We start from the raw sequence: 24,876 nt of genomic DNA, 5'->3' as shown, positions 1-24,876 counted from the left end.
CCGTACATCTGGACTCGCAGGGAATTATCCTCTATATGGACGTACTGGGGAATTTGCCGCGTGCAAGAAATAGTTACAAGTAAGGAGGACAAATGTGGTAAAAGAAAGAGTATTAGCAGTTCCAGATACAAGCATTTTTATTGCGGAGTTGCCGGAAGCAACCAGAAATATCATACGGAAAGATTTAGAGGAACATGCAAGGGAACATCATTACCGGCTGGAATGGGACCGGGAAAGTAAAGATTATGTGGCAATGAGCCGGAGATTTTGCGATATGGAAAACATTTATACGGATACATATCTGCATTTCTGCGAGACAGGGGAAGATATAGAACCCTATGAAAAAAGCCTGCAGCGGACCATTTCTATCAGGTTATATCAAGACGAAGTAGAAGAACTCTGTATGAAGTCTGGAAAAGTTGGGTTATCAATTGGCGAACTGTTTGAAAACTTTGTTGCAGATTTGATTTGCGGTACACATACCAATGGTTCTGATGAACGCATGTATATTGAGCAATGGTTTGACCGGTGCTATTTCAGTATTATGCCTGAGAAAACGTTTTTATCTTATCTGCTTGAAATGCAGGAGATAGACAGTGTTTTGGAATGTTGGGAAACCTTACAGGAGTTGAAGGAATTGGAAGAACCGGATTGCTATGATAAAGAGGAACTGGAGATACAGCAGAACACTTTGGAAGAATATTTTCAGGAATATAGAACTTATACAAGAGAACCGGTAGAAGATCAGTTGGAAGCTGCTATGGAAAAGGTGTTGGAATGGAATAAAGAAAGAGAGCATTTATTGGAGGGAAATGTTCCAGAGAAATCTTTGGAACGGTAGCCAGATTGAAGAGAGGAAGAAAACAGTGATAAGTAATGCGGAAAGAATTGTGTTGAGAAATATGTATCCACCAGGGTGTCGGGTAGAATTGGAAGATATGGAGGCTGATCCGTATGTAAAACTGAGCCCCGGTGATTTAGGAACTGTACAGTTTGTAGATGATGCCGGACAGATTCATGTATCCTGGGATTGTGGACACAGCCTTGCTATGGTGTTTGGTGTAGATCATTGCAAATGTGTTATGAGAGAGGAACGTTTGCAGGAGATATTACAAAGGATACAGGCTATGCCATTTGAGAGCTTGGAAAAAATGGAACTGTATATTATGGAAAAATTATCAGGGGTTTTTCCTAAAATCAGTTTTCAGAAGAAAGAAGGGCAGGAGGTTTTTGTAGATATGGGAGTTGCCGCATTTATGAAGAAGGGTCTTGGTGTGGCAATTCAATATGAAACTGACAGTCAGCAGCACATCTTCATAAAAAAGATGGAAATGCAGGGACAGGAGTTGGAGAGGAAAAATCCTTTCCCAGTACAGAAGAAGCGATAAGAATGGTTTCTTTTAATTGCAAAAATCGACAATTTTTTTTGGATATTACTTGACAGGATAGGGAAAATCCACGCTGTTGCATATGCTGGGCGGGCTGGATCGCCCTACAAGCGGCACGGTCATGGTGGACGGACAGGATATTTTCTCCCTAAAGGAGGAAGCGCTGACCATCTTCCGCCGCAGGAAAATCGGCTTTGTATTTCAGAGCTACAATCTTGTTCCGGTGCTGAATATATATGAAAATATCATTCTACCCACTGAACTGGATGGCGGAAAGGTAAACAAGGCTTTTGTGCAGCAGATCGTGCAGACGCTTGGACTGAACGACCGTCTGGATGCGCTGCCCAATCAGCTCTCAGGCGGTCAACAGCAGCGAGTAGCCATTGCCCGTGCGCTGGCAGCGGCACCCGCTATCATTCTGGCAGATGAACCCACCGGCAATCTGGACAGCAAGACCAGTCAGGATGTTTTGAGTCTGCTGAAGGTGAGCAGTCAAAAATTTGCCCAGACCATCGTGATGATCACCCACAACGAAGAGATTGCCCAACTATCTGACCGGATCATCCGCATAGAAGATGGCCGCATTGTCACGGACCGATGAGGAGGTGACCGTGATGAAGGTAAGAAATCAAAAATGTATTCGAAAGCTCAGCTTAAAATCCCTTTATGCGAACCGTAGCCGCAATCTGATCGCCATTTTTGCCATTGCGCTGACAACGCTGCTATTTACTTCCATGTTTACCATTGTCTTGTCGTTGAACGCCAGTTATGAAACCTACCAGTTTCGGCAGGTAGGCGGCTATGCACACGGTACCTTTAAAGATGTTTCCCCCGAGCAGGCGGAACGTATCGCTGCTCATCCAAAGGTGAAGGCTGCGGGGGCACGGAAGGTGATCGGCATCACTGTGGATGGTGTCTTTTCCAAAACACCTGCAGAGATCAGCTACATGGATGCCAACTGCACCAAATGGAGCTATGCCACCCCTACTACCGGGCGGATGCCCGAAAGCGGCAAAGAAGTAGCCATGGATACGGCAGCGTTGCAGCTGCTTGGCGTAACGCCGGAGCTGGGCGTCGAGGTCACGGTTTCCTATTCCATCACGGACAAGGATCAAACCGCCTTTACTGTAACAGATACCTTTACGCTGGTGGGCTATTGGGACTATGATGAACTAATGCCTGTTCATTACATCAACATCAGCCGTGATTACGCAGATGATATCGAAGCGCAGGCAGTGAAAACAGGTTTACAGCCCTTCCGCACTGACCTGAATGTCATGATGGCTTCCAGTACAAACATTCAAGGGCAGATGGAGCAGGTGGATACCGATCTCGGCTACACATGGGACAGCTATACCGATCCCAACAGCGTCCGGATCGGCGTCAACTGGGGATATACCTCATCCCAGCTGGAGTCGCACCTCGATCCGGAACTTGTGATCGCCATAGCAGCTTTTTTGCTGCTGGTGATTTTCACCGGGTATCTTATCATCTATAACATTTTCCAGATCTCTGTTGCGGGGGATATCCGGTTTTACGGGCTTCTGAAAACCATTGGCACAACGCCCCGGCAGCTCAAACGCATCATTCGCCAGCAGGCACTTCTGCTTTGTCTGATTGGCATTCCGGCGGGGCTGCTGTTGGGCTATGGCATTGGCGCTGTTCTGGTGCCTGTTGTCTTGCGCTCCACCCAGTTGGATGCGGGCATCACCACCATCAGCACTTCGCCTGTGATCTTTGTTGGCTCCGTGCTGTTTGCCCTGCTGACGGTGCTTTTGTCCTGCTCCAAGCCCGGGAAAATGGCAGCCAGGGTTTCTCCGGTGGAGGCTACCAAATATACAGATGCGATGCAGACCAAGAAAAAACAGCGCAGCACCCGGGGAGCGAAGCTCCATCAGATGGCCTTTGCCAATCTGGGACGAAACAAAAAAAAGACGGTGCTGGTGGTGGTGTCTCTGGCACTGTCGGTGACGCTGTTCAATGCACTGTGTGCCTTTGTGGGCGGCTTCAGCATGGAGAAGTATGTATCCTTCATGACCTGCGCCGATTTTATCGTCAGCACGCCCGACTATTTCCGTTACAACCCGGCGGATGAATTCATCACGCCGGAACAGATCGAAGAGATCGCAGCAAACACAAAGTCCAGTCTTTCCGGCACGGGATATGCTGTGCGAAAACCCGTATATCTTTGGATGACGGAGGATGCTCTGCGGCAGGACTATGCAAGGTACGAAAGTGCTGAGCAGTTGGACAGCCATATGAGCCGCATGGAGCACCGGGGCGATATGGTGATGGGAGATACCAGAATCGAGGCTCTGGATAACAGCCTGTTTGACAAGCTGCAAGTGTTCGACGGAGATATTTCTCCTATGCTGGAGCCGGACAATAACGCCATTGCCATTGCGGTTTCTTTGGATGATTACGGCAATCTGCCCAATCCTGAATACTACCCCAAGGTGGGAGACACGATCACCGCCACCTATGCGGACGATGTGAAATATATCGACAGCCGCACCGGGGAACTCCGCACCGAAGATACACCGGAGGAGTACTTTCAGGAAAAACTGTATGGAGCTAGAGATGTAGAGTACACGGTCTGCGCCTTGGTAGAGCTTCCGTATTCCATGAGTTATCGTTATGGTGGTATTGGATATGAGACAGTTTTGTCTGTGGATACCGCACAGAGGGACAGCGGCGGTGCGGCCATTCCGATGCTCTACCTGTTCGACACAGCAGACGACGCAGACGAGGCCGAAGCAGAGCAATATCTATCGAAGCTCACTGCCGGTGAGTTTTCACCCTTGATGTATGAAAGCAAGGCCACGGCTCGCTCTGAGTTTGCTCAGTTCCGGCAGATGTTCCTTCTGGTAGGTGGTATCCTCTGTGCTATCATCGGGCTGGTGGGACTCTTAAATTTCTTCAACGCCATGATGACCAGTATTCTTTCCCGCCGCCGTGAATTTGCTGTGCTTCAGGCTGTAGGAATGACGAACCGGCAGCTCAAAACCATGCTGATCTACGAGGGATTGTTTTACGCAATGTCCTCCGTATCGGCGGCCTTTATTCTGTCGCTGGCGGTGGGACCTCTTGCAGGAAAAATGCTGGGCAGTATGTTCTGGTTCTTTGAGTATCGATTCACCATTCTGCCTGTCCTGCTGACAATTCCGGTATTTCTTCTGCTTGGGTGGCTGATTCCCTGCATGATGTATGATAACGCAGCGAAATGCAGCATTGTAGATCAGTTAAGGGATGCTCAATAATTGCTAAGCCAAAATTAGCCCTCTGTCAATGAAAAGGCTGAGGGCTGGAATTCAAATAATAATCAAAGTGACCATTACACTGGCCAGCGGCAAGAAACAGGTCATTTCCGTTACTGTGCAGAAAACAACGGTAAGAACAACAAAGATCACCGGACTGAAATCAAGCGTGACTGTTGCAAGAAATAAAAAACTTACGCTGAAACCGGACATCAGCCCGATCACTTCCCAGGAGAAGGCTACATATAGTTCTTCGAATAAGAAGAGCGTGACGCTAAATTCCAAGGGCGTGATCACCGGAAAGAAAAAGGGAACCGCCTATATCACAGTGAAATCTGGAAAGATCCGCAAAAAAGTAAAAGTAGTTGTTAAATAAAAATGATTCAAGCAGGAGCTGCCTTTCATGAATACACATGGAATGGCAGCTCCTTTTTTCATTTTTTGCATGTGGTTTTATTTGCAGAAGTAGATTACGATATTAATAGTTGACCAGGGAGAGAAGAATGTTTAGATAATATGTTATAGTGATAATGGAAGCATGGTAACAAAAAAATTATAAAAATAGAAAAAAAGTGCAACCAAACAGAAAAAAATACGTTATATATAATAGAAAACATTAATATGGCACACTGCAAATAACCTATCTGCATAAAAACACTAATATACAGGGGAGAAATGTGATATGGAAGATATACATATTATAAATTTATTTTTAGAAAGATCAGAAGATGCAATTCGCCAGGTAGAAGTAAAGTATGAAAAATTTTGCTTTAAGATTGCATGGAATATTTTATATAACACAGAAGACTCAGAAGAATGCGTAAATGATACATGGCTGATAACGTGGAATAAGATTCCGCCCAAAACGCCAACAAAATTATCTGCATTTCTTGGAAAAATAACCAGAAATTTGGCATTGGACAATTTCAGAAAGAAAAATGCTTCAAAAAGAGCAGATACACATATGATGGATATTTGTGGTGAAGTGGAAAAACTGGAAAATACAATAAAGGATTATGTGGAAGAGGATATAAAGAAAAAGGAAATTTTGAATATTTTAAAAAAATTTTTAAGTGATTTAAAAGCAGGGGACAGGGATATTTTTGTCAGGCGATATTGGTATATGGATAATATTAAAGACATTGCAAAAAGACATGGATGCTCTGAGACTAAAATTAAATCCAGTCTTTTTCGAAGCAGAAACAGATTATGGGAAGAGGTGAAAGAAATCATATGAAAAAAGAAAACAATTTTTTGGATCTGATGGGAGAAATAGATGAAAAATTTGTTTATGAAGCTTCCTTGCCATGGGAAAAGCGAAATGTTAATTTGAAATTAAAATTAGCAAAGATTGCAGCAGCAGGAGTTGTAATAGCATTATTGATAGGAGGCTTGGGACATCCGCATGAGATAAAGGCGGCCTGGGAACAGATTACTTTGTGGATTCAAACTGCATTGGGGATTAATGAAAATGTAGAATCATATATAGATAGTGTTGGAAAAACGATTACTAAAAATGGAATTTCTATTACGTTAGATGAAATTGCTGCTGATAAGGAGAATTTATGGGTGGCAATATCTGATAATATAAATGATTCAAAAGAAAAGGAGACTATTCTACTAACAGAAGTGGAGATAAATGGAAAAGCGGCACAGTTAGATGGAACATATGCTCTGGAGAAAAAGGAGAACGGAACAGATGGTCAGGTTTGTCATTATAGGTTGGAAGATACAACTATTAAAGATAATACAGCAGATATAAAAATGAAAGTATGGTTATTTTATTCAACAGAAATGGATACTGCAGATACAGAAGATACGGATGACTATATTTTTGAATTTTCATCAAATTGGGAAGAACTGGAGAAGAATACCATAAATGTAAATGTGAATAAAAAAATAAAGATATCTCCAAATCAAAATCTGACGATTTCAAAAATGAGCTTAAACGATTTGGCAAGTACAATTTATGGAAATTTGGATAATAAAGAATATGAAGATTATTATTTAATAGGAACCGACGATAAAGGAAATCAGGGGCTTTATAGAATGACAAATTATGGAGACACAGAGACTGTGTTTGAAGAAAGCAGAAATAATACAAAATATAAAGGAATTTCTCCAGATGCTAAAACGGTGACATTAGAATTATATGTAAATAAAGAAGAAAAAAACAGAACAACATATAAAAAATATGAAACAGGAACAGAAGATACTTACGGAGAAGGCGAAGGACGTGTTTATGAAAGTGATGAAGATCCTCTGGATTTATATAGCCCAGTGGAAGGAAAAATAGAAATTAAAATCAGATGACAAAAGAATAATTTTATCGAAGAGAGGAACAGCCAATATCATCTGCCTTCAGATATTGGCTGTAATATATATGATACATAAAAAATACAAGCAGCAGATAACGATAAGATTCTTATATCAGTCAAGGAAGCCTGTGAACGCACAGGTCTTTCAGAGAAAACCATGAGAACTCTTATGAAGAATAATACCTTCATGGTACGAATTGGGCGAAGAACCCTGATTGATAAGAAAAAATTTCAGAAATGGATAGATCGGCAGTCTTGAAAGGTTTTTGGGGTTGTGTTAAAATTAAGTCCAGTGCCATGCATGATCATCTATTGTTATTAGAAAAAGGATGGTAATGTTATGGAAAAAATCTAAGAGGAAAAGAAATAGGTAAGGGAATCCGACAAAGAAAAGATGGGCGGTAAGAAGCCAGAATCACAATTAAGGGATCTGGCAACCGCCTTTTTCTATCTATGGAACAAATCTTCAGCAGGTGAAAAAGCAAAGAAACATGTATTTGGCGGAAGTTCTCCCAGGTATTCCAGGCTTTGATTCGAGTATGTCCGTTTCAAAATGGTATGAGAAATGGATGGAACTTTATAAGGTTCGGAATCTTAAAGCAACCACGATAAGAAATTATGAAGAAAAGTATGGAAAAGAAAGCTAATTTTACTGATAAAATGACAATTTAGGAAGAGGTTTAAATATTTGGAAAAAGCAAGAAACACTGAAGAAGAGAAAAAAATGGGTCAAAAGTGGGTCAAAAAAAAATATAAGGCATCTGAAACCCGCATAAACACTGGGTTTCCGGCTGATACCAGTACATTATCACCGATGATGAAAGAATACGTAAAGACCAAAGAAGAATACAGCGACTGTATCCTTTTTTACCGTCTGGGCGATTTTTATGAAATGTTCTTTGATGATGCGCTGACTGCATCCAAGGAACTGGAGATCACACTTACAGGAAAAGACTGCGGATTGGAAGAGAGAGCGCCCATGTGTGGCGTTCCTTTTCATGCTGCGGAAACTTATATCAACCGGCTGATCGAAAAGGGCTATAAGGTTGCCATCTGCGAACAGGTAGAAGATCCGAAAAAAGCCAAGGGTCTTGTTAAACGAGAGGTTGTCCGCATTGTCACGCCGGGAACTACTCTGGATACCATGTCACTGGACGAGTCCAAAAACAATTATCTGATGTCCATCGTCTCCATTGGAGAGCATTTTGGCTGTGCAATTGCAGATATCACAACCGGTGACTGTTTTCTCACAGAACTGGATAAACCTCAGAAGCTTCTGGATGAGATCAATAAATTTACACCTGCAGAGATCATCTGCAATGACGCCTTTCTTTTAAGCGGTGTGGATGTAGCGGATCTGAAGGGGCGTCTTGGAATCTGTGTATTTGCTCTGGATCCCTGGTACTTTGACGACCAGCTGTGCCAGAAAACCCTGAAAGAGCATTTTCACGTCGGAAATCTGGAAGGTCTCGGGATCGGAGATTATGACAGCGGGATCATTGCTTCCGGTGCACTGTTCCTGTATCTGAAGGAAACACAGAAAACAGCACTTTCCCATATGGCAAGCATCCGCCCTTACTCTGCTGAAAAATATATGCTCATCGACAGCTCCAGCCGTCGTAACCTGGAGCTTGTGGAAACCATGCGCGAAAAGCAGAAAAGAGGTTCTCTTCTCTGGGTTCTGGATAAAACCAAAACTGCCATGGGTGCAAGAACCCTTCGTTCTTATGTGGAGCAGCCTCTGATCGATGCAGAGGAAATCGAAAAGAGACTTGGTGCCCTGGAAGAACTGAACGCAAAACCTATGGATCGTGATGAGATCCGGGAATACTTAAATCCGATCTACGATCTGGAACGTCTGATAAGCCGTATCAGCTATAAATCTGCCAACCCAAGAGATCTGGTTTCCTTTGCCTCTTCCCTGGAAATGCTGCCTTATATAAAGCAGATCCTTGCAGAATTTAAATCTCCGCTGCTTATGCAGATCAACGAAGACATGGATCCATTGTCAGACATTACCGATCTGATCCGTAATTCCATTGCTGATGATCCGCCCCTTGCCCAAAAGGACGGCGGTATCATTCGGGAAGGTTATAACGAAGATGTGGATAAATTCCGCCGCTCCCGGACAGATGGAAAGAAGTGGTTATCTGAATTGGAAGCAAGAGAGCGGGAACGTACCGGTATTAAGAGCCTGAAGATCAAATATAACCGTGTATTCGGCTATTCCCTGGAAGTTACCAACACCTTCAAGGATCTCGTGCCGGAGGACTATATCCGCAAACAGACCCTTACCAACGCAGAGCGTTACATCACCCAGGAGCTGAAGGATCTGGAGGATCTGATCCTTGGAGCAGAAGATAAGCTTTATGCATTAGAATTTGAACTGTTTTCAGATATCCGTGATCAGGTTGGAGCTGAGGTTGTCCGTATCCAGCGTACTGCAAAGGCAGTAGCTGCTCTGGATGTTTTTGCTTCCCTTGCACTGGTTGCACAGAGGAATAACTTTGTCCGGCCCAAGATCAATGAGACCGGCCTCATTGATATCCGAAATGGCCGCCACCCGGTTGTGGAACAGATGATTGAAAACGATATGTTCATTCCAAATGATACGTATCTTGACAACCACAAAAAACGTATCTCCATTATCACAGGACCGAACATGGCCGGAAAATCCACATACATGCGCCAGACAGCATTGATCGTACTGATGGCACAGATCGGAAGCTTTGTTCCTGCGGACAGTGCGAATATCGGTGTGGTTGACCGGATCTTCACCCGTGTGGGAGCATCCGATGACCTTGCAAGCGGACAGAGTACCTTTATGGTGGAGATGACAGAGGTTGCCAACATTCTTCGTAATGCCACTTCCCGAAGTCTTCTGATCCTGGATGAGATCGGACGTGGAACTAGTACCTTTGACGGCCTTTCCATTGCCTGGGCAGTGATCGAACACATCAGCAACACCAAACTCTGCGGCGCCAAGACCTTATTTGCGACCCATTATCACGAGCTTACCGAACTGGAAGGCAAGCTTTCCGGTGTCAACAACTACTGTATCGCTGTCAAGGAAAAAGGCGACGATATCGTATTCCTGCGTAAGATCGTAAAAGGCGGAGCAGATAAAAGCTATGGTATCCAGGTAGCCAAGCTTGCCGGTGTTCCGGATTCCGTGATCCAGCGTGCCAAGGAACTGGTAGAGGAGCTCAGTGATGCAGATATCACTGCAGCTGTAAAAGATCTAACTGCTCCAAAGAAAAAGCAGAAGATCACCTATGATCAGTTAGATATGGCACAGATGTCACTGTTTGACACGGTACAGGACAATGATATCATTGAAGAGATCAAAAACCTGGAGATCGGGAATCTGACACCAATGGAAGCTTTGAACATTCTCTATAACCTGCAGAACAAAATTAAGAACCGGTGGTGAGACCCTTGAAAAAAATTGCAGTTTTAGACCAGAATACCATTGATAAGATCGCAGCAGGAGAGGTCGTAGAGCGCCCCTCCTCTGTTGTAAAAGAGCTTGTGGAAAATGCCATTGACGCAGGTGCTACCGCTATTACTGTAGAGATCACAGACGGCGGAAAAAAGCTGATCCGTATCACGGACAATGGCTCCGGAATGGATGCAGAGCAGGTTCCGCTTGCTTTTCTCCGCCATGCCACAAGTAAAATTGAAAAAGTAGAAGACCTGACCCACATTGCCTCTCTTGGCTTCCGTGGTGAAGCACTTTCCAGTATTGCCGCCGTCTCCCAGGTGGAGCTGATCACAAAGACTCCTTCCGGGATCAGTGGTACCCGTTATGTGATCGAAGGCGGAAAAGAACAGTCTCTGGAGGAAATGGGGGCACCGGAGGGAACAACATTTCTGATCCGAAACCTCTTTTACAATACACCTGCAAGGAGCAAATTCCTGAAATCCGATATGACAGAAGCCGGTTACATCAATACTCTGATGGAGCAGTTGGCGCTTTCCCATCCGGAAATCTCCTTTAAATATATCCAGAACCGTCAGGTGAAGCTTTCCAGTTCCGGAAACTACAGCGTAAAAGATGTGATCTACAGTGTCTACGGCCGGGAGATCGCCAAGGCGCTTCTGGATGTTTCCTACGAAAATGATTTCATGAAGATCGAGGGCTTTGTGGGGAAACCGGAGATTTCCAGAGGAAACCGTACTTTTGAGAATTATTATATCAATGGCCGATATGTAAAAAACAAGATCATTACCAAGGCCATTGAGGACGGATATAAAGGACTTGTCATGCAGCATAAATTTCCGTTTGTCTCACTTCGGATCGAAATGGACGGCAATGACCTGGATGTTAATGTGCATCCCGCAAAGAGAGAAGTGCGTTTTGCCAGAGAAACCGAAGTTTATACGGCCATTTATGAAACTGTCCGCAAGGTATTGACCCACAGAGAACTGATCCCACAGGTATCTGTTGGAAAAGACGAACCGACATCCCGCACAGAACAGATAAAGCCAGGAAATATTCCGGAGCCTTTTGAAGTAAAACGGCGGCAGGAGATGTACGGTCACCCAAATCGGACGGCAAATATAGCTTCCCATGCTGCACCGACAGCTTCTGAAGTACGTAGTACAGCGCCGGTTCCATCGATACCTTATAATAAGCCAACAAATGGTACCGCCTCCTATGGTTCAGCTGAAACAACTCACAATTCTTCAGCTTCTTCTGCAGATAAATACAAACGTGTGGATTCTCTGCGGGAAAATCCCGTATATGAATCGCAGCCTTTCACAAAAGAAGAAGAGGAAATGTTTTCCGGAACATTAAAAGACGGAAGAAATGAAAATTCCGCTACAGAAACAGCAGATTATGAAGTGATTTCTGAAAAGCCTGCTGAATCGGCACCTCCTGAGGTAGACAACGAGCCGATCAAATCGCAGGAACAGGAACCGCCAAAACAGCTGGAACTGTTCGAAGAACGGCTTCTTGCTCCTGAATCCAGAAGCCGCCACAGACTGATCGGACAGCTGTTTGATACCTACTGGCTGGTACAGTTTGAGGATAATTTTTATATCATTGACCAGCATGCTGCCCATGAAAAAGTATATTATGAGCGATTCGTAAAGCAGTTTCAGTCCCAGAACATCCAGTCCCAGTATGTAAGTCCCCCACTGATCGTTTCACTCAGCCTTGAGGAGGAGAATCTGCTGAAGGCAAACAAAAAGTATTTCCGGGATTTCGGCTTTGAGATCGAACCCTTTGGCGGAAGGGAGTACAGTATCAGTGCGGTTCCCTCCAGCCTTCTGGGAATGACAGAAGAAGAGCTGTTTCTGGAAATGCTGGACCATCTCACTGCAGACGGCTCCAAAGATGCATTTGAACTGTTTACCGCAAGGCTTGCAACTATGGCCTGCAAAGCTGCTGTAAAAGGCAATCATTCCATGTCACCCCAGGAAGCCGACAAGCTGATCGATGAACTTCTGACACTGGAAAATCCTTATAACTGTCCTCATGGAAGGCCAACCATCATTGCCATGAGTAAGACAGAGATTGAAAAAAAATTTAAACGTATCGTGTAAGATACCTATCATAAACGGAGAAAATCTATGAAAAAACCTCTTATCGTCCTTACCGGACCTACTGCCGTGGGAAAAACAAAACTTTCCATTGCCCTTGCAAAAGCAGTAAACGGAGAGATCATCTCCGCAGATTCCATGCAGGTTTACCGCCATATGGATATTGGTTCCGCCAAGATCACACCGGAAGAAATGGATGGCGTCCCTCATCATCTGGTGGATGTGTTGGAGCCCACAGAAGATTTTAATATTGTCCTTTTCCAGCAGATGGCAAAAGAAGCCATGGAAAAAATTTATGATAAAGGCCGGATCCCGATCCTGGTAGGCGGCACGGGATTTTATATTCAGGCCGTAACCAGAGATATTGATTTTACCAGTTCCAACCAGGATGACCATTACCGCAGGGAGCTGGAAGAGCTGGCAGAACAAAAAGGCCCTTCATTTCTTCATGATATGCTTGCACAGGTTGATCCCAAGTCAGCCCAGGACATCCATGAGAACAATGTCAAGCGAGTGATACGCGCCCTGGAATTTTATAAACAGAACGGTACCAGGATCTCCGAACATAATGAAGAGCAGAAAGAACATACCAGCCCCTATGCCCTGGCATACTTTGTCCTGAACGCACCCCGTCCCCTTCTCTACGAACGCATAGACACAAGAGTGGATGAGATGTTGAAAAACGGGCTTGTAGAAGAAGTAAAAAAGCTCCGGGAAATGGGCTGCCACAGAGGAATGGTTTCGATGCAGGGACTGGGCTATAAAGAAATCCTGGACTGGATGGACGGAGAATACCCTTACGAGGAAGCCGTTCGCATCCTGAAACGTGACACCAGACATTTCGCCAAACGCCAGCTTACCTGGTTCCGAAGAGAAGGCGAGGTAACCTGGGTAGATAAAGATAACTTTGATTACGATGACAGCCGGATCCTTTCCTACATGCTTTCTGTATGCAGAGAAAAAGGGATCCTGCCTGCCAAATAAAATAAAAAAGGAAAAATGATCATGAAAGAATTATATGCACAGCTTGGAATCTCTTCCGCAGTTTACGATTTCGGTAAAACTGTAGAAGATTCCCTGAAAGAACGTTTTGAAAAATTTGATAAAACTGCAGAGTATAACCAGATGAAGGTTATCCATGCCATGCAGAAAAACCGTGTCAGTGAGGCATGTTTCGGAGCTTCCTCCGGTTATGGCTACAACGACCTTGGCCGCGAAACTCTGGAGCAGGTTTATGCCGATACCTTCCACACAGAAGCCTGCCTGGTACGCCCGCAGATCACCTGTGGAACTCATGCACTTGCCATTGCTCTCTTCGGAAACCTGCGCCCCGGTGACGAGCTTCTTTCCCCTGTAGGAAAGCCTTACGATACCCTGGAAGAAGTGATCGGTATCCGCCCGTCCAATGGTTCCCTTGCGGAATATGGCGTAAAATATCGTCAGGTGGATCTTCTCGAGGATGGTACCTTTGATTATGAAAACATCAGAAAAGCAGTCAATGAAAAAACAAAGCTGGTAACCATCCAGCGTTCCAAAGGCTATCAGACCCGTCCTTCTTTCTCCGTAAAACAGATCGGTGAGCTGATCTCTTTTGTAAAAAAGATCAAGCCGGATGTGATCTGCATGGTAGATAACTGCTACGGTGAGTTCGTAGATACCATAGAGCCAAGTGATGTAGGTGCAGATATCATGGTGGGTTCCCTGATCAAAAATCCAGGCGGTGGTCTGGCACCTATCGGTGGTTATATCGCAGGAAGAAAAGACTGTGTGGAAAATGCCTCCTACCGTATGACCTGCCCGGGACTGGGCATGGAAGTCGGTGCAACTCTTGGTGTAAACCGTTCTCTGTATCAGGGATTTTTCCTTGCACCGATGATCACCAAAGGAGCTTTAAAGGGCGCTGTTTTTGCAGCGAACATTTACGAAAAGCTTGGTTTCCCGGTAGTTCCCAACAGCACAGAGCCACGTCAGGATATCATCCAGGCGGTCACTCTCGGAACACCGGAGGGTCTTGTAGCATTCTGCCAGGGTATCCAGGCTGCTGCACCGGTAGACAGCTTTGTAACACCGGAGCCGTGGGATATGCCGGGATATGACAGCCAGGTGATCATGGCAGCAGGTGCTTTCATCCAGGGTTCTTCCATCGAGCTTTCTGCCGATGGTCCTATGAAACCGCCTTATGCAGTTTATTTCCAGGGTGGTCTCACCTGGGAGCATGCAAAGCTGGGAATCCTGAAATCTCTTCAGTATATGGTTGATAAGGAACTTGTGAGCTTATGAAAAAATCCGAAGGACCGGACTTAAAAAAACAGATCTTTGTCATAGGAGCCGGTGCTTCCGGTCTTATGGCAGCTATTCAGGCTGCTGTATACGGAGCTGCAGTTACGGTTCTGGAACAAAATGACCGTCCCGGCAGAAAAATCTGTGCTACGGGAAACGGCCGTTGTAATATGACGAACCTGAATCAGGATGAAAACGCTTACCGGGGATCTCATCCTGAATTTGCCAAGGATGCCCTGGCACAGTTTCCTGTGGAAAAAACTCTAAAATTCTTTCAGGAACTGGGAATCTGTACCACAGACCGCAGCGGATGGATCTATCCCCGAAGCAACCAGGCACAGAGTGTGGTAGATGTTCTTGTCATGAAGGCACGCAGCCTGAAGGTAAAGCTGAAAACCAATCAGACCGTTACCGGTGTGTCTTTTGCAGACGGACAGTGGAAGATCCATACGGACGGATGGACCTACAGTGGTGATGCCGTGATCCTTGCAAATGGTTCCCGCGCGTCTTCCGTTGCAGGTTCCTGCGAAAGCGGATATGAAATTGCAAAAAGTCTCGGACATCATCTGATCGAACCCCTTCCCGCACTGACAGCTCTGAAATGTAAGGGAAATTCTTTTTCCGGCTGGAGTGGTGTACGGACAGAAGGGAAGATAACACTTTATATAGACGGCACACCGACAGTCTCCCAGCAGGGAGAACTGCAGCTTACCGATTACGGTGTATCCGGGATCCCGGTATTCCAGATTTCCCGCTATGCTATCCGTGCCGTCCATGAAAACAAAAATGTGGAGCTTTCCATAAATTTTTTTCCGGAACTGAACCGGAAAGAGCTGAAAGAATACCTGGAGCACAGAAAAGCAGCCTGTCCTTACAAAACAGAAAAAGAACTTCTCATCGGACTTTTTCCTGAAAAACTGATCCGTGTTTTATGTGCACAGAAGGATCTTATCCGCGGGATCACCGATTTTCGTCTCCCGGTAAAAAACGGCCTTTCCTTTGAACAGGCACAGGTTTGTTCCGGTGGAGTGGATACGTCTGAAGTTCACAGCAAAACCATGGAGTCCAGGCTTCATAAAGGTCTTTATTTTGCCGGAGAGCTCCTTGACATTGACGGTACCTGCGGAGGTTATAACCTGCAGTGGGCGTGGTCAAGCGGAGCTGCCGCCGGTATCTGGGCAGCAAAGGAGGAAGAAAAATGATCCGGATCACACAGCTGAAGCTTCCCATCACTCATACAGAAGAGCAGCTTCACCGAAAAATAGCAAAAATGCTTCGTCTTGGAAATCAGCCGTTCACCTATGAGATCCGAAAACAATCTCTGGATGCCCGGCACAAAGAGGACAAAAAATTTGTCTACACTGTAGATATTAAACTGGATAACGAATCCCGTGTTCTCAAAAAGGTTCACGATAAAAATATTATGTTAACCTCTGAGAAAAAATATCATTTCCCCTCATCTGGCTCTGACACTCTGTCCCATCGTCCTGTAGTGATCGGAAGCGGACCTGCAGGATTATTCTGTGCCTGGTACCTGGCCAAAGCCGGGTACTGTCCACTGGTACTGGAACGGGGAGAAGAAGCAGACAAACGCCAGGAAACCGTGGAAAATTTCTGGAAAAACGGCATCCTGGATCCGGATTCCAATGTACAGTTCGGAGAGGGCGGTGCAGGGACTTTTTCCGATGGAAAGCTGAATACTCTGGTAAAAGATACTTTTGGAAGAGGAAGGGAAGTTCTTTCCCGATTTGTGGAGGCAGGAGCTCCCTCTGAGATCCTTTACCAGCAAAAGCCTCATCTTGGCACAGATCAGCTTGTAGGTATCGTTCAGTTTATGCGTCATCAGATTGAAGAAATGGGCGGGGAATTCCGTTTTCGTTCCACAGTAACTGATCTGATGATCCGTGACCGGAAGCTTACTGCAGTCATTGTCAATGCAAAAGAGGAAATACCGGCAGAAATCTGCATTCTTGCTCCCGGCCACAGCGCCAGAGATACGTTTGCCATGCTGGAAAAACACAATATTAACATGGAGCCGAAATCTTTTGCAGTGGGGGTACGTGTGGAACATCCGCAGACTATGATCAACCAGGATCTTTACGGGGAACCGGAAAACGACCGTCTGGGTGCATCCAGCTACAAGGTTACCCATACACTGGAAAACGGACGTGGCGTTTATTCTTTCTGTATGTGTCCCGGCGGATATGTTGTAAATGCATCTTCTGAAGAAGGTATGCTTGCAGTGAATGGTATGAGCTATCAGGCACGTGACAGCCATAATGCCAACAGTGCTATCATCGTTACGGTAAACCCTTCTGATTTTCCTGAAGAGGGAGTTCTCGGCGGAATCGCTCTGCAGCGAAAACTGGAGCGCGCTGCCTGGGAAGCCGGAAAAGGAAAAATTCCGGTACAGCTTTTCAAAGATTACTGTACCCATCAGAAAAGTACCAGGCTTGGAGATGTGATCCCCTGTATCAAAGGAGCTTATACACTTACCGATGTCCGCAGTATTTTCCCGAAAGAGATCGGCGATTCCATTGAAGCAGGAATCCATGCTTTTGGAAAAAAGCTTTCCGGTTTTGACCGACCGGATGCATTGCTGGAAGGAGTAGAAAGCCGTACCTCTTCTCCTGTACGGATCGTTCGGGAACCGAAAAAGCTCACTTCCAATATAGAAGGGATCTACCCCTGCGGAGAGGGCGCCGGTTACGCCGGAGGCATTACATCCGCAGCAATGGACGGGATCAAGGTGGCAGAAGCAGTCGCTTCTGTTTATGCCCTGCCTGTAAACAAAATGTGAAAAAAGTGGAAATTTCCGGGATAGAGTGTACATCCCTGCTTTTTTATGCTAAAATAACTTCTGCAATTTTGCATCCCCTTCTTCGAGAGCGAAAAGGGAAATCATATGAAAGATACTATAATGGAAATGCCAGATTATCAGCGTCCGTATGAAAAATGTCTGCGAGAAGGAGAACAGTCCTTAAGCGATCGAGAGCTTCTTGCCGTGATCCTGCGCTGTGGCGTACAGGGATCCAGTTCCCTGACTCTGGCAGATAAAATCCTGAATTTATCGAAACAGACCGGATACAGTGGCCTGCTTGGACTGTTTCATATTTCCATGCAGGAACTGATGAAGATCCATGGGATCGGTAAGGTAAAAGCCATACAGCTGAAATGTATCGGGGAACTTTCCAAGCGTATGGCAACCGCAGCTGCAAAACCGGAATTGTCTTTTCACCATCCGGTAACCATTGCGAAGTATTATATGGAGCGGCTCCGGCATGAAGAACAGGAATTGCTTTACTGCATGATGCTGGACGGACATAACCATTTGTTGGGAGAACAGCTTTTAAGCCGCGGTACAGTCAATGCCACACTGATCACACCAAGAGAAGTCTTTGTAGAAGCTGTAAAATATCGTGCGGTGAACCTGATCCTGGTCCACAATCATCCGGGTGGTGATCCCTCCCCCAGTCAGGCTGATCTGGATGTTACGGAACGGATCTATCATTGCGGTGAACTCCTCGGCATCCATCTTCTGGATCATATCATCATCGGTGATCACAGGTATGTCAGTTTCCGCGAAAAAGGGATTTTTGATGAATATACTTAAGTGAAGGGACAGATTTATGCTTTTTAGAAATAATTACGGAGTAGACCTTGGAAGCAGCTCTGTAAAAGTCTATTCATTTTTCAGAAACAAAAGTTACATAGAAAAGAACATGGTAGCCTACAGAGGACGTCGGATCCTTGCCATAGGGAACGAAGCTTATGAAATGTTTGAAAAATCACCTGCAGATATTTCCGTAAATTCTCCTATGGCTTTCGGTATGCTGGCAAATCTGGAATTGCAGGAGATCGTCCTTTACAGCATGATAAAAAAAATCGATCATACATCCGGTCTCGGAGCAGACATGTATTTCTCCGTACCACTTGATATGACTGCTATCGAAAAGAGGGCATACTATCATCTGGTCAATGGTCACTGGCTGCGGAAAAACCGTGTTTTTATGGTGGAGTCCCCTATTGCAGATGCCATTGCCATGGGAATCGACCCTGAAAAGAATCAGGGCAGCATGATCGTAAACATCGGTGCACAGAGTACAGAGTTTTCCATCATAACCGACGGCAAGATCATCATCAGCCGTAAGATCCCCATCGGAGGCAGACAGATGAACGAATCTATCTGCAGCGAGATCCGAAAACATTATAATCTTCAGATTGGAACACGAACTGCAAAACGTCTGAAAGTAGTTATGGGAAGACTGAATGATCAGAAAAAAGAAGCCCGAAAAGTAGTCGGGATCGACAGTATTTCCGGACTTCCACGAGAAGAAGTTATTTCTGCCTACGTTGTTAATGAAGGGATCGCCAACTGTGTGAACCAGATCGCAGCAGAGATGAAATCTTTTCTGGAACGTACCCCGCCACAGATCGCTTATCATATCGCAAAAGAGGGCATTTATCTGACCGGCGGCAGTACACGGCTTCCTTATATAGATAACTATCTGGCTAGCTATACAGGATTTGCCTTTAATCTTTCTGATCTGTATGAAACTTCTGCAGCATACGGCCTGGAAAAGATCATCCGCGACAGAAACCTGCGCAAATGGGCCCAGCCGGTAAAACAGAAAAAACTGTAAAGGGGCATATATAATGAAAAACATCCGAAAAAAAGTGCGTTTTCATTTTAATTTAAAAAGTAAACATCTTCTGGTAATCATGACACTTTTCTGTGGAAGCTGCATTGTAGCTACAGCAGCCTCCGGAACCTCTTCCGCAGCACTTCAGGAGGCAGCCGGTTTTCTTATCGTTCCCTTTGAAAAGGGGATCGCCGGTGTCAGCGATATATTTGGAAATGTAAAAAACAATCTTCGTGATAAACAGGACGTGCTTCAGGAAAACGAAGAGCTGAAAAGTCAGATCAACAGTCTTACGGAACAGAATAACATCCTGATCCAGGACCAGACAGAGCTCACACGCCTGAAGGAACTTTACGATCTTGATCAGGAATATACCGACTATCCCAAGGTTGCCGCAAGGATAATCTCCAAAGATCCCGGAAACTGGTATGATACCTTTATGATCAACAAAGGCAGTAATAACGGGATCCGGGTTGATAACAACGTGATCGCCGGAAAGGGTCTTGTGGGTATCGTTACAGAAGTGGGACCTTCCTGGGCTACTGTCCGTTCCATCATCGATGACAGCAGCAATGTCAGTGCCATGGCAGTCAGTACTTCCGACAACTGCGTTGTCACTGGAGATCTGAAACTGATTGATGAAGGCAAATTAAGCTTTGAGCAGCTTTACGATCAGGATAACAAGGTAACAGTCGGAGAACGTATTGTCACCTCGAACATCAGTGAAAAATATGTGGAAGGACTGTTTATTGGTTATGTCAGTGAGATCCAGCAGGATCCCAATAACCTGACAAAAACAGGTACGATCGTTACACCGGTTGATTTCGGTCATCTGAAAGATGTATTTGTGATCACCACCAATAAACAGGACGCGATAGACAAATCGGAGGATGCGTCCAATGAAAAATAGGATTATATTATTTATCACTATCATTGTCTGTTTTCTCCTTCAGTGCACAGTAATGGACCGTATTTCCATTGGATCCATCACTCCAAATCTGCTTTTGATCCTGTGTGTATCCATGGGACTTATGCGTGGAAGAAAAGTCGGTCTGTGGACTGGATTTTTTTCCGGGCTTTTTGTCGATCTCTTTTATGGATCATTGTTTGGATTTTATGCACTGATCTATATGTATATAGGTTTTATCAGCGGCTATGCATTCCGCAGTTTTTATGATGATGATCTGAAAGTTCCGCTTTTTCTTGTAGCAGGAACAGATCTTCTTTATAATCTGGCTGTGTATGGCCTCCAGTTTCTGCTCAGAGGCCGTCTTGGATTCTGGACCTACATATACAGGATCATTATCCCCGAGATTGTATATACGGTTTTTCTCACCATCATCGTATACCGGGTATTTTACTGGATCAACTACCACTTAATGGATACTGTAAGGAAAGAAAGTGAGTCTATTTGGGAATTAAAATAAAAAAAATCATCAAAAAAATCCGTCTGAAACGTACTACAGTTCTTGTGATCGTATTTATTTTTCTGTCATCTGTCCTGGTCCGGCAGCTTTTCAGTCTGCAGATCATACAGGGAGAGGATTACATCAGTAAATTTCAGACACGTACCACCAAAACACGCGTGATCAAAAGCACCCGTGGTAATATTTATGACCGTAACGGCACAGTTGTCGCCTCCAATGTACTTGCATATTCTGTCACATTCGAAGATAGCGGTACATACAACAGCACCAGAGAAAAGAATCTGACTCTGAACGGTATCGCCTACCAGGTATTACAGATCCTTTCCAAAAACGGGGACAGCTTATCTGATAATTTTCATATTACCGTCAATGATCATGGCGACTATGCTTTTGATGTAGATGAAGGATTTACTCTTAACCGTTTCCGTGCGGATATTTACGGAGAAGCACAGATTGATGATCTCAGTGATGAGCAGAAAAACGCAACCGCAACCCAGATCATGGATCATCTTACCGGAAGTAGCGGATTTTCTATCGTTCTTTACGGAAAAGATGCCTACACCCCGGAAGAACTTGCCGCACATTCTCTTCCGGAAGAGCTTACCAAACAGGAAATCCTCGAAATTGCGATCATGCGCTATCAGCTGAACACCAACAGTTTCAAGAAATATATGCCGGTGACTATTGCAACAAATGTCAGTGAAAAATCTGTGGCAGCCATAAAAGAAAATCAGGCCGCTCTCCAGGGTATTGACATTGTAGAAGATTCCACCAGAAAATATGTGGACGATGAGAGTATGGCGCCGATTCTCGGTTACACAGGCCAGGCCTCTTCTGAAGAACTGGAAACCCTTCGTAAGGATAATCCTGATTATTCCAATGATGCGGTTGTTGGAAAAGCCGGGATCGAACAGTATATGGAGCTTGAACTTCAGGGAAAAGATGGAGAAGAAACGGTCACAGTTGATAATCTTGGTAAAGTCCTTGATATCGACAATTCCAAAACTGTTGATCCTGTGGCCGGAAACGATGTTTATCTGACCATTGATTCCGACTGGCAGAAGAGTATTTACCAGATCCTGGAACAGCGTGTTGCCGGTATTGTCCTCTCTAAACTGACACCAAATAAAAGCTTTGATTATGAAGCAGAGAAAGATGCAAGTAAGATCACCATCCCAATCTATGATGTATACAATGCACTGATTGCAAACAGTGTGATCGATATCAATAAATTCAGCGATGCAGATGCTTCCGATACAGAAAAAAATTTATACGCCAAATTTCAGCAAAAACAGCAACAGGTTTTTGATACAATAAGTAACAGGCTGACAGGTGACAATCCTCCAGCCTATAAGGATGAAGATACGCAGATGCAGGAATATCTTACCTATATCTGTGATGATCTTCTTACCAATACCCTGAAGGTACTGAAAAGTGATTCCATTGATACCTCAGATGAAACATACAAAGCCTGGAAAAATGACCAGAGTATCAGTCTGAAGGATTATCTGAACTATGCTGCCAGTCAGAACTGGATCGATATTTCCCAGATCTCAACCTCCGGAGAATATCTGGATTCTGAAGAGATCTATCAGGCTCTTACCGCCTATATCATTGATTACCTGAAGACAGATACAGGCTTTTCAAAGCTTCTGTATAAATATATGCTTCAGGAAGACACCATCAGTGGAGAAGAGCTGTGTCTTGTTCTCTATGAACAGGGCGTTCTTTCAAAAGAAGACGAACTGTATCAGACAATGGCCTCCGGTGGTCTTGATGCCTACACCTTCATGTATCGCAAGATCGCAAATCTTGAGATCACACCGGCCCAGCTTGCGTTGGCTCCGTGCTCTGCATCTGCGGTGATCACAGATACTACAACCGGAAATGTTCTCGCATGTGTTTCCTATCCGGGATATGATAATAATCGTCTGACCAACAATATGGACACCGATTATTATGCAAAGCTTTCCACAGATCTTTCCAGCCCGTTCTTCAACAAGGCAACACAGCAGAAGACGGCTCCAGGATCTACCTTAAAGATCTTATCTACTGTTGCCGGCATGTCCGAGGGCGTAATAGATGATGGCACATATATTGAATGTACAGGAAGCTTTGACCTTGTAACACCTCCGATCAACTGCTGGAATAAACAGGGCCACGGTTCTCTTGATATCCGTGAGGCCATTGAGCAGTCCTGTAACGTATTTTTCACTACGATCGGTTTCGAACTTGGTAAAGATTCCGAAGGTAATTTTTCTGAAGCCAGAAGTCTTGGAATGCTTCAGAAATATGCTTCCCTCATGGGATTGGATCAGAAAACCGGCATTGAAATTTCCGAGGCTTCTCCGCAGGTTTCTGACAAAAACGCGGTTCCTTCCTATATTGGACAAGGTACCAATACGTTTACGACCAGCCAGCTTGCACGCTATGCGTCAACGATTGCCACTTCCGGTACGATCTACAAGCTTTCCCTTCTGGACCGTGTGACGGATTCCAAAGGAAAACTTATAAAGGAATATCCTTCCAAAACAGCTGGACAGTTGGATCTTTCCAGCAATATCTGGGATGCCATCCATGACGGTATGTATCGTGTAGTGCAGACTCATGATCAGTTTAACGGACTTGGAGTTGAAGTAGCCGGAAAAACCGGTACTGCCGAGATTGACTATTACCATCCGAACAATGCACTTTTTATCGGATATGCGCCTGTTTCTGATCCCAAGTACGCAATATCTGTACGAATCGCAAACGGATATGCATCCGGTAATGCCTGCCTTGCAGCTAATGATATCTTTAAATACATTTTCGGACTTGCAGATGAAAGCACCATTCTCACTGGCTATGCAGCAAGCGATACCAGTAATGTATCGAATGACTAAACAAACTTTATGAGGATACCAGAAGTGTGGAACATTTTATAGGAGGAATCAGAAAACATGAGTGAAGTCATTGTCATTACATCTGGAAAAGGCGGTGTTGGAAAAACCACCACCGTGGCAAATATCGGGACCGGACTGGCTGCCATGGGAAAAAGGGTTGCAGTTGTAGATACCGATATCGGACTCCGAAATCTGGATGTTGTCATGGGACTGGAGAACCGTATTGTTTATAATCTGGTTGATGTGATCAATGGGAGCTGCCGCCTGAAACAGGCACTGATCCGGGATCGTCGGCATTCAGAACTGTATCTTCTTCCGTCTGCCCAGACCAAGGACAAAACTGCCGTATCTCCGGAACAGATGATCAAGCTTACCGATGATCTCCGGGAAGAATTCGATTATGTCCTTCTGGATTGTCCGGCAGGAATTGAACAGGGATTCAAAAATGCAGTAGCCGGAGCGGACCGTGCACTGGTCGTGACCACACCGGAAGTTTCCGCGATCCGGGATGCAGACCGTATCATCGGGTTGCTGGAGTCCGGAGGACTCCGGGATATCCGGCTGATCATCAACCGGCTTCGACCGGAAATGATCGCCAGAGGTGATATGATGTCCGTAGAAGATGTGTTGGAAATCCTGGCTGTAGATCTGATCGGTGCGATCCTGGATGATGAACAGATCGTGATCTCCACAAATCAGGGAGAACCTTTATCCGGAAAAAATTCCCAGGCAGAAGAAGAGTATCGCAATATCTGCCGGAGGCTTATGGGCGAAGAGGTCCCTTATGTTACTGTGCGTCGAAAAAATGGTGTATTCCACCGTCTTGGCAGCATTTTTCGAAAATAACAGACGCTTTGCTGTCTGACATTTTTCATCACGGGAGGAATGATTATGGGATTTTTCTCCGGGAAAAACCACTCTGCAGGCTATGCACGCGACAGGATGAAGCTTCTTCTTGTATCGGAACGCATAGACTGTTCTCCACAGATGATGAAGCTTTTACGGAACGATCTGATACATGCCGTAAAAAAATACGTTGTAATTGATGAACCAGGGGTGACCATACAGATCACACAGGAACCACCTGTTCTGCATGCAGTCATACCCGTACTTAAGAAAAGAGATGCATAA

General features: G+C 44.9%; 20 protein-coding genes and 1 pseudogene. All 21 read left to right on the top strand.

The window, feature by feature from the left end; translation table 11 throughout:
• Positions 1-94: 94 nt before the first annotated feature.
• The 21 genes and pseudogenes from NQ489_RS08330 to minE all read left to right on the top strand — a co-directional run bounded on the left by NQ489_RS08330 (position 95) and on the right by minE (position 24,876).
• Entirely contained in the window at positions 95-841 is a 747-nt protein-coding gene (locus NQ489_RS08330) for a hypothetical protein (protein WP_021651975.1), read from the top strand.
• A gap of 97 nt (positions 842-938) precedes the next feature.
• Positions 939-1,388, top strand: a complete 450-nt coding sequence (locus NQ489_RS17960) for a DUF4314 domain-containing protein (RefSeq protein WP_442863931.1) — start codon at positions 939-941, stop codon at positions 1,386-1,388.
• Between the two features lie 61 nt (positions 1,389-1,449).
• Positions 1,450-1,989 (top strand): annotated as a pseudogene (locus NQ489_RS08320) (ABC transporter ATP-binding protein); the annotation flags it as partial.
• A 13-nt stretch (positions 1,990-2,002) separates the two neighbouring features.
• A complete protein-coding gene (locus NQ489_RS08315) occupies positions 2,003-4,648 on the top strand; it encodes an ABC transporter permease (protein ID WP_044961803.1) in 2,646 nt (881 codons plus the stop codon).
• 67 nt (positions 4,649-4,715) lie between these two features.
• Complete coding sequence (locus NQ489_RS08310; protein WP_044961805.1) at positions 4,716-5,021, top strand: Ig-like domain-containing protein; 306 nt, start codon at positions 4,716-4,718, stop codon at positions 5,019-5,021.
• Positions 5,022-5,327: 306 nt separating this feature from the next.
• Positions 5,328-5,882: an RNA polymerase sigma factor gene (locus tag NQ489_RS08305; RefSeq protein WP_021652022.1), complete on the top strand. Its 555-nt coding sequence runs from the start codon at positions 5,328-5,330 to the stop codon at positions 5,880-5,882.
• Positions 5,855-6,958 (top strand): DUF4179 domain-containing protein, encoded by a 1,104-nt coding sequence (locus NQ489_RS08300; protein ID WP_084449168.1) that lies wholly within the window; start codon positions 5,855-5,857, stop codon positions 6,956-6,958. The genes NQ489_RS08305 and NQ489_RS08300 overlap by 28 nt, the downstream gene beginning before the upstream one ends.
• A gap of 162 nt (positions 6,959-7,120) precedes the next feature.
• Positions 7,121-7,222, top strand: coding sequence for a hypothetical protein (locus NQ489_RS17955; RefSeq protein WP_442858075.1), 102 nt, complete (start codon positions 7,121-7,123; stop codon positions 7,220-7,222).
• Positions 7,223-7,777: 555 nt separating this feature from the next.
• Positions 7,778-10,396: a DNA mismatch repair protein MutS gene (gene mutS, locus NQ489_RS08295; protein ID WP_015525114.1), complete on the top strand. Its 2,619-nt coding sequence runs from the start codon at positions 7,778-7,780 to the stop codon at positions 10,394-10,396.
• Between the two features lie 5 nt (positions 10,397-10,401).
• Positions 10,402-12,516 (top strand): DNA mismatch repair endonuclease MutL, encoded by a 2,115-nt coding sequence (gene mutL / locus NQ489_RS08290; RefSeq protein WP_044961807.1) that lies wholly within the window; start codon positions 10,402-10,404, stop codon positions 12,514-12,516.
• A gap of 27 nt (positions 12,517-12,543) precedes the next feature.
• The gene (miaA, locus tag NQ489_RS08285; RefSeq protein WP_021652027.1) at positions 12,544-13,497 is read left to right on the top strand and encodes a tRNA (adenosine(37)-N6)-dimethylallyltransferase MiaA; all 954 of its coding nucleotides are present in this window, start codon (positions 12,544-12,546) and stop codon (positions 13,495-13,497) included.
• 21 nt (positions 13,498-13,518) lie between these two features.
• On the top strand, positions 13,519-14,793 hold the full coding sequence (locus NQ489_RS08280) for a methionine gamma-lyase family protein (protein ID WP_044961809.1): 1,275 nt from the start codon (positions 13,519-13,521) through the stop codon (positions 14,791-14,793).
• Entirely contained in the window at positions 14,790-15,995 is a 1,206-nt protein-coding gene (locus NQ489_RS08275) for an NAD(P)/FAD-dependent oxidoreductase (protein WP_021652029.1), read from the top strand. The genes NQ489_RS08280 and NQ489_RS08275 overlap by 4 nt, the downstream gene beginning before the upstream one ends.
• A complete protein-coding gene (locus NQ489_RS08270; protein WP_021652030.1) occupies positions 15,992-17,593 on the top strand; it encodes an NAD(P)/FAD-dependent oxidoreductase in 1,602 nt (533 codons plus the stop codon). Before NQ489_RS08275 ends, NQ489_RS08270 begins: the two co-directional genes overlap by 4 nt.
• Positions 17,594-17,698: 105 nt before the next feature.
• Positions 17,699-18,406, top strand: a complete 708-nt coding sequence (radC, locus tag NQ489_RS08265; RefSeq protein WP_021652031.1) for a RadC family protein — start codon at positions 17,699-17,701, stop codon at positions 18,404-18,406.
• A 16-nt stretch (positions 18,407-18,422) separates the two neighbouring features.
• Positions 18,423-19,436, top strand: a complete 1,014-nt coding sequence (locus NQ489_RS08260) for a rod shape-determining protein (protein WP_021652032.1) — start codon at positions 18,423-18,425, stop codon at positions 19,434-19,436.
• A gap of 13 nt (positions 19,437-19,449) precedes the next feature.
• Positions 19,450-20,346, top strand: a complete 897-nt coding sequence (gene mreC / locus NQ489_RS08255) for a rod shape-determining protein MreC (RefSeq protein ID WP_021652033.1) — start codon at positions 19,450-19,452, stop codon at positions 20,344-20,346.
• Positions 20,336-20,863, top strand: coding sequence for a rod shape-determining protein MreD (mreD, locus tag NQ489_RS08250; protein WP_021652034.1), 528 nt, complete (start codon positions 20,336-20,338; stop codon positions 20,861-20,863). Before mreC ends, mreD begins: the two co-directional genes overlap by 11 nt.
• Entirely contained in the window at positions 20,848-23,745 is a 2,898-nt protein-coding gene (locus tag NQ489_RS08245; protein ID WP_021652035.1) for a penicillin-binding transpeptidase domain-containing protein, read from the top strand. The genes mreD and NQ489_RS08245 overlap by 16 nt, the downstream gene beginning before the upstream one ends.
• A 57-nt stretch (positions 23,746-23,802) precedes the next feature.
• Positions 23,803-24,591, top strand: coding sequence for a septum site-determining protein MinD (gene minD, locus NQ489_RS08240; RefSeq protein ID WP_015525126.1), 789 nt, complete (start codon positions 23,803-23,805; stop codon positions 24,589-24,591).
• Between the two features lie 45 nt (positions 24,592-24,636).
• Positions 24,637-24,876, top strand: coding sequence for a cell division topological specificity factor MinE (gene minE, locus NQ489_RS08235; protein WP_015525127.1), 240 nt, complete (start codon positions 24,637-24,639; stop codon positions 24,874-24,876).

The organism is Blautia sp. KLE_1732_HM_1032 (genome assembly GCF_025147905.1).
In the GTDB taxonomy this organism is placed as follows: domain Bacteria; phylum Bacillota; class Clostridia; order Lachnospirales; family Lachnospiraceae; genus Blautia_A; species Blautia_A fusiformis.
Note: the sequence above shows the minus strand (reverse complement) of the source record. Positions and strands in the feature narration are given on the sequence as shown.

Coding starts and splice junctions, on each gene's coding strand:
- NQ489_RS08260 (WP_021652032.1), top strand. CDS start 18,423: ATGCTTTTTAGAAATAATTACGGAGTAGACCTTGGAAGCAGCTCTGTA.
- mutS (WP_015525114.1), top strand. CDS start 7,778: ATGATGAAAGAATACGTAAAGACCAAAGAAGAATACAGCGACTGTATC.
- NQ489_RS08300 (WP_084449168.1), top strand. CDS start 5,855: ATGGGAAGAGGTGAAAGAAATCATATGAAAAAAGAAAACAATTTTTTG.
- NQ489_RS17955 (WP_442858075.1), top strand. CDS start 7,121: ATGAGAACTCTTATGAAGAATAATACCTTCATGGTACGAATTGGGCGA.
- NQ489_RS08275 (WP_021652029.1), top strand. CDS start 14,790: ATGAAAAAATCCGAAGGACCGGACTTAAAAAAACAGATCTTTGTCATA.
- minE (WP_015525127.1), top strand. CDS start 24,637: ATGGGATTTTTCTCCGGGAAAAACCACTCTGCAGGCTATGCACGCGAC.
- NQ489_RS17960 (WP_442863931.1), top strand. CDS start 939: ATGGAGGCTGATCCGTATGTAAAACTGAGCCCCGGTGATTTAGGAACT.
- NQ489_RS08305 (WP_021652022.1), top strand. CDS start 5,328: ATGGAAGATATACATATTATAAATTTATTTTTAGAAAGATCAGAAGAT.
- mreC (WP_021652033.1), top strand. CDS start 19,450: ATGAAAAACATCCGAAAAAAAGTGCGTTTTCATTTTAATTTAAAAAGT.
- minD (WP_015525126.1), top strand. CDS start 23,803: ATGAGTGAAGTCATTGTCATTACATCTGGAAAAGGCGGTGTTGGAAAA.
- radC (WP_021652031.1), top strand. CDS start 17,699: ATGAAAGATACTATAATGGAAATGCCAGATTATCAGCGTCCGTATGAA.
- miaA (WP_021652027.1), top strand. CDS start 12,544: ATGAAAAAACCTCTTATCGTCCTTACCGGACCTACTGCCGTGGGAAAA.
- NQ489_RS08270 (WP_021652030.1), top strand. CDS start 15,992: ATGATCCGGATCACACAGCTGAAGCTTCCCATCACTCATACAGAAGAG.
- NQ489_RS08315 (WP_044961803.1), top strand. CDS start 2,003: ATGAAGGTAAGAAATCAAAAATGTATTCGAAAGCTCAGCTTAAAATCC.
- NQ489_RS08280 (WP_044961809.1), top strand. CDS start 13,519: ATGAAAGAATTATATGCACAGCTTGGAATCTCTTCCGCAGTTTACGAT.
- mreD (WP_021652034.1), top strand. CDS start 20,336: ATGAAAAATAGGATTATATTATTTATCACTATCATTGTCTGTTTTCTC.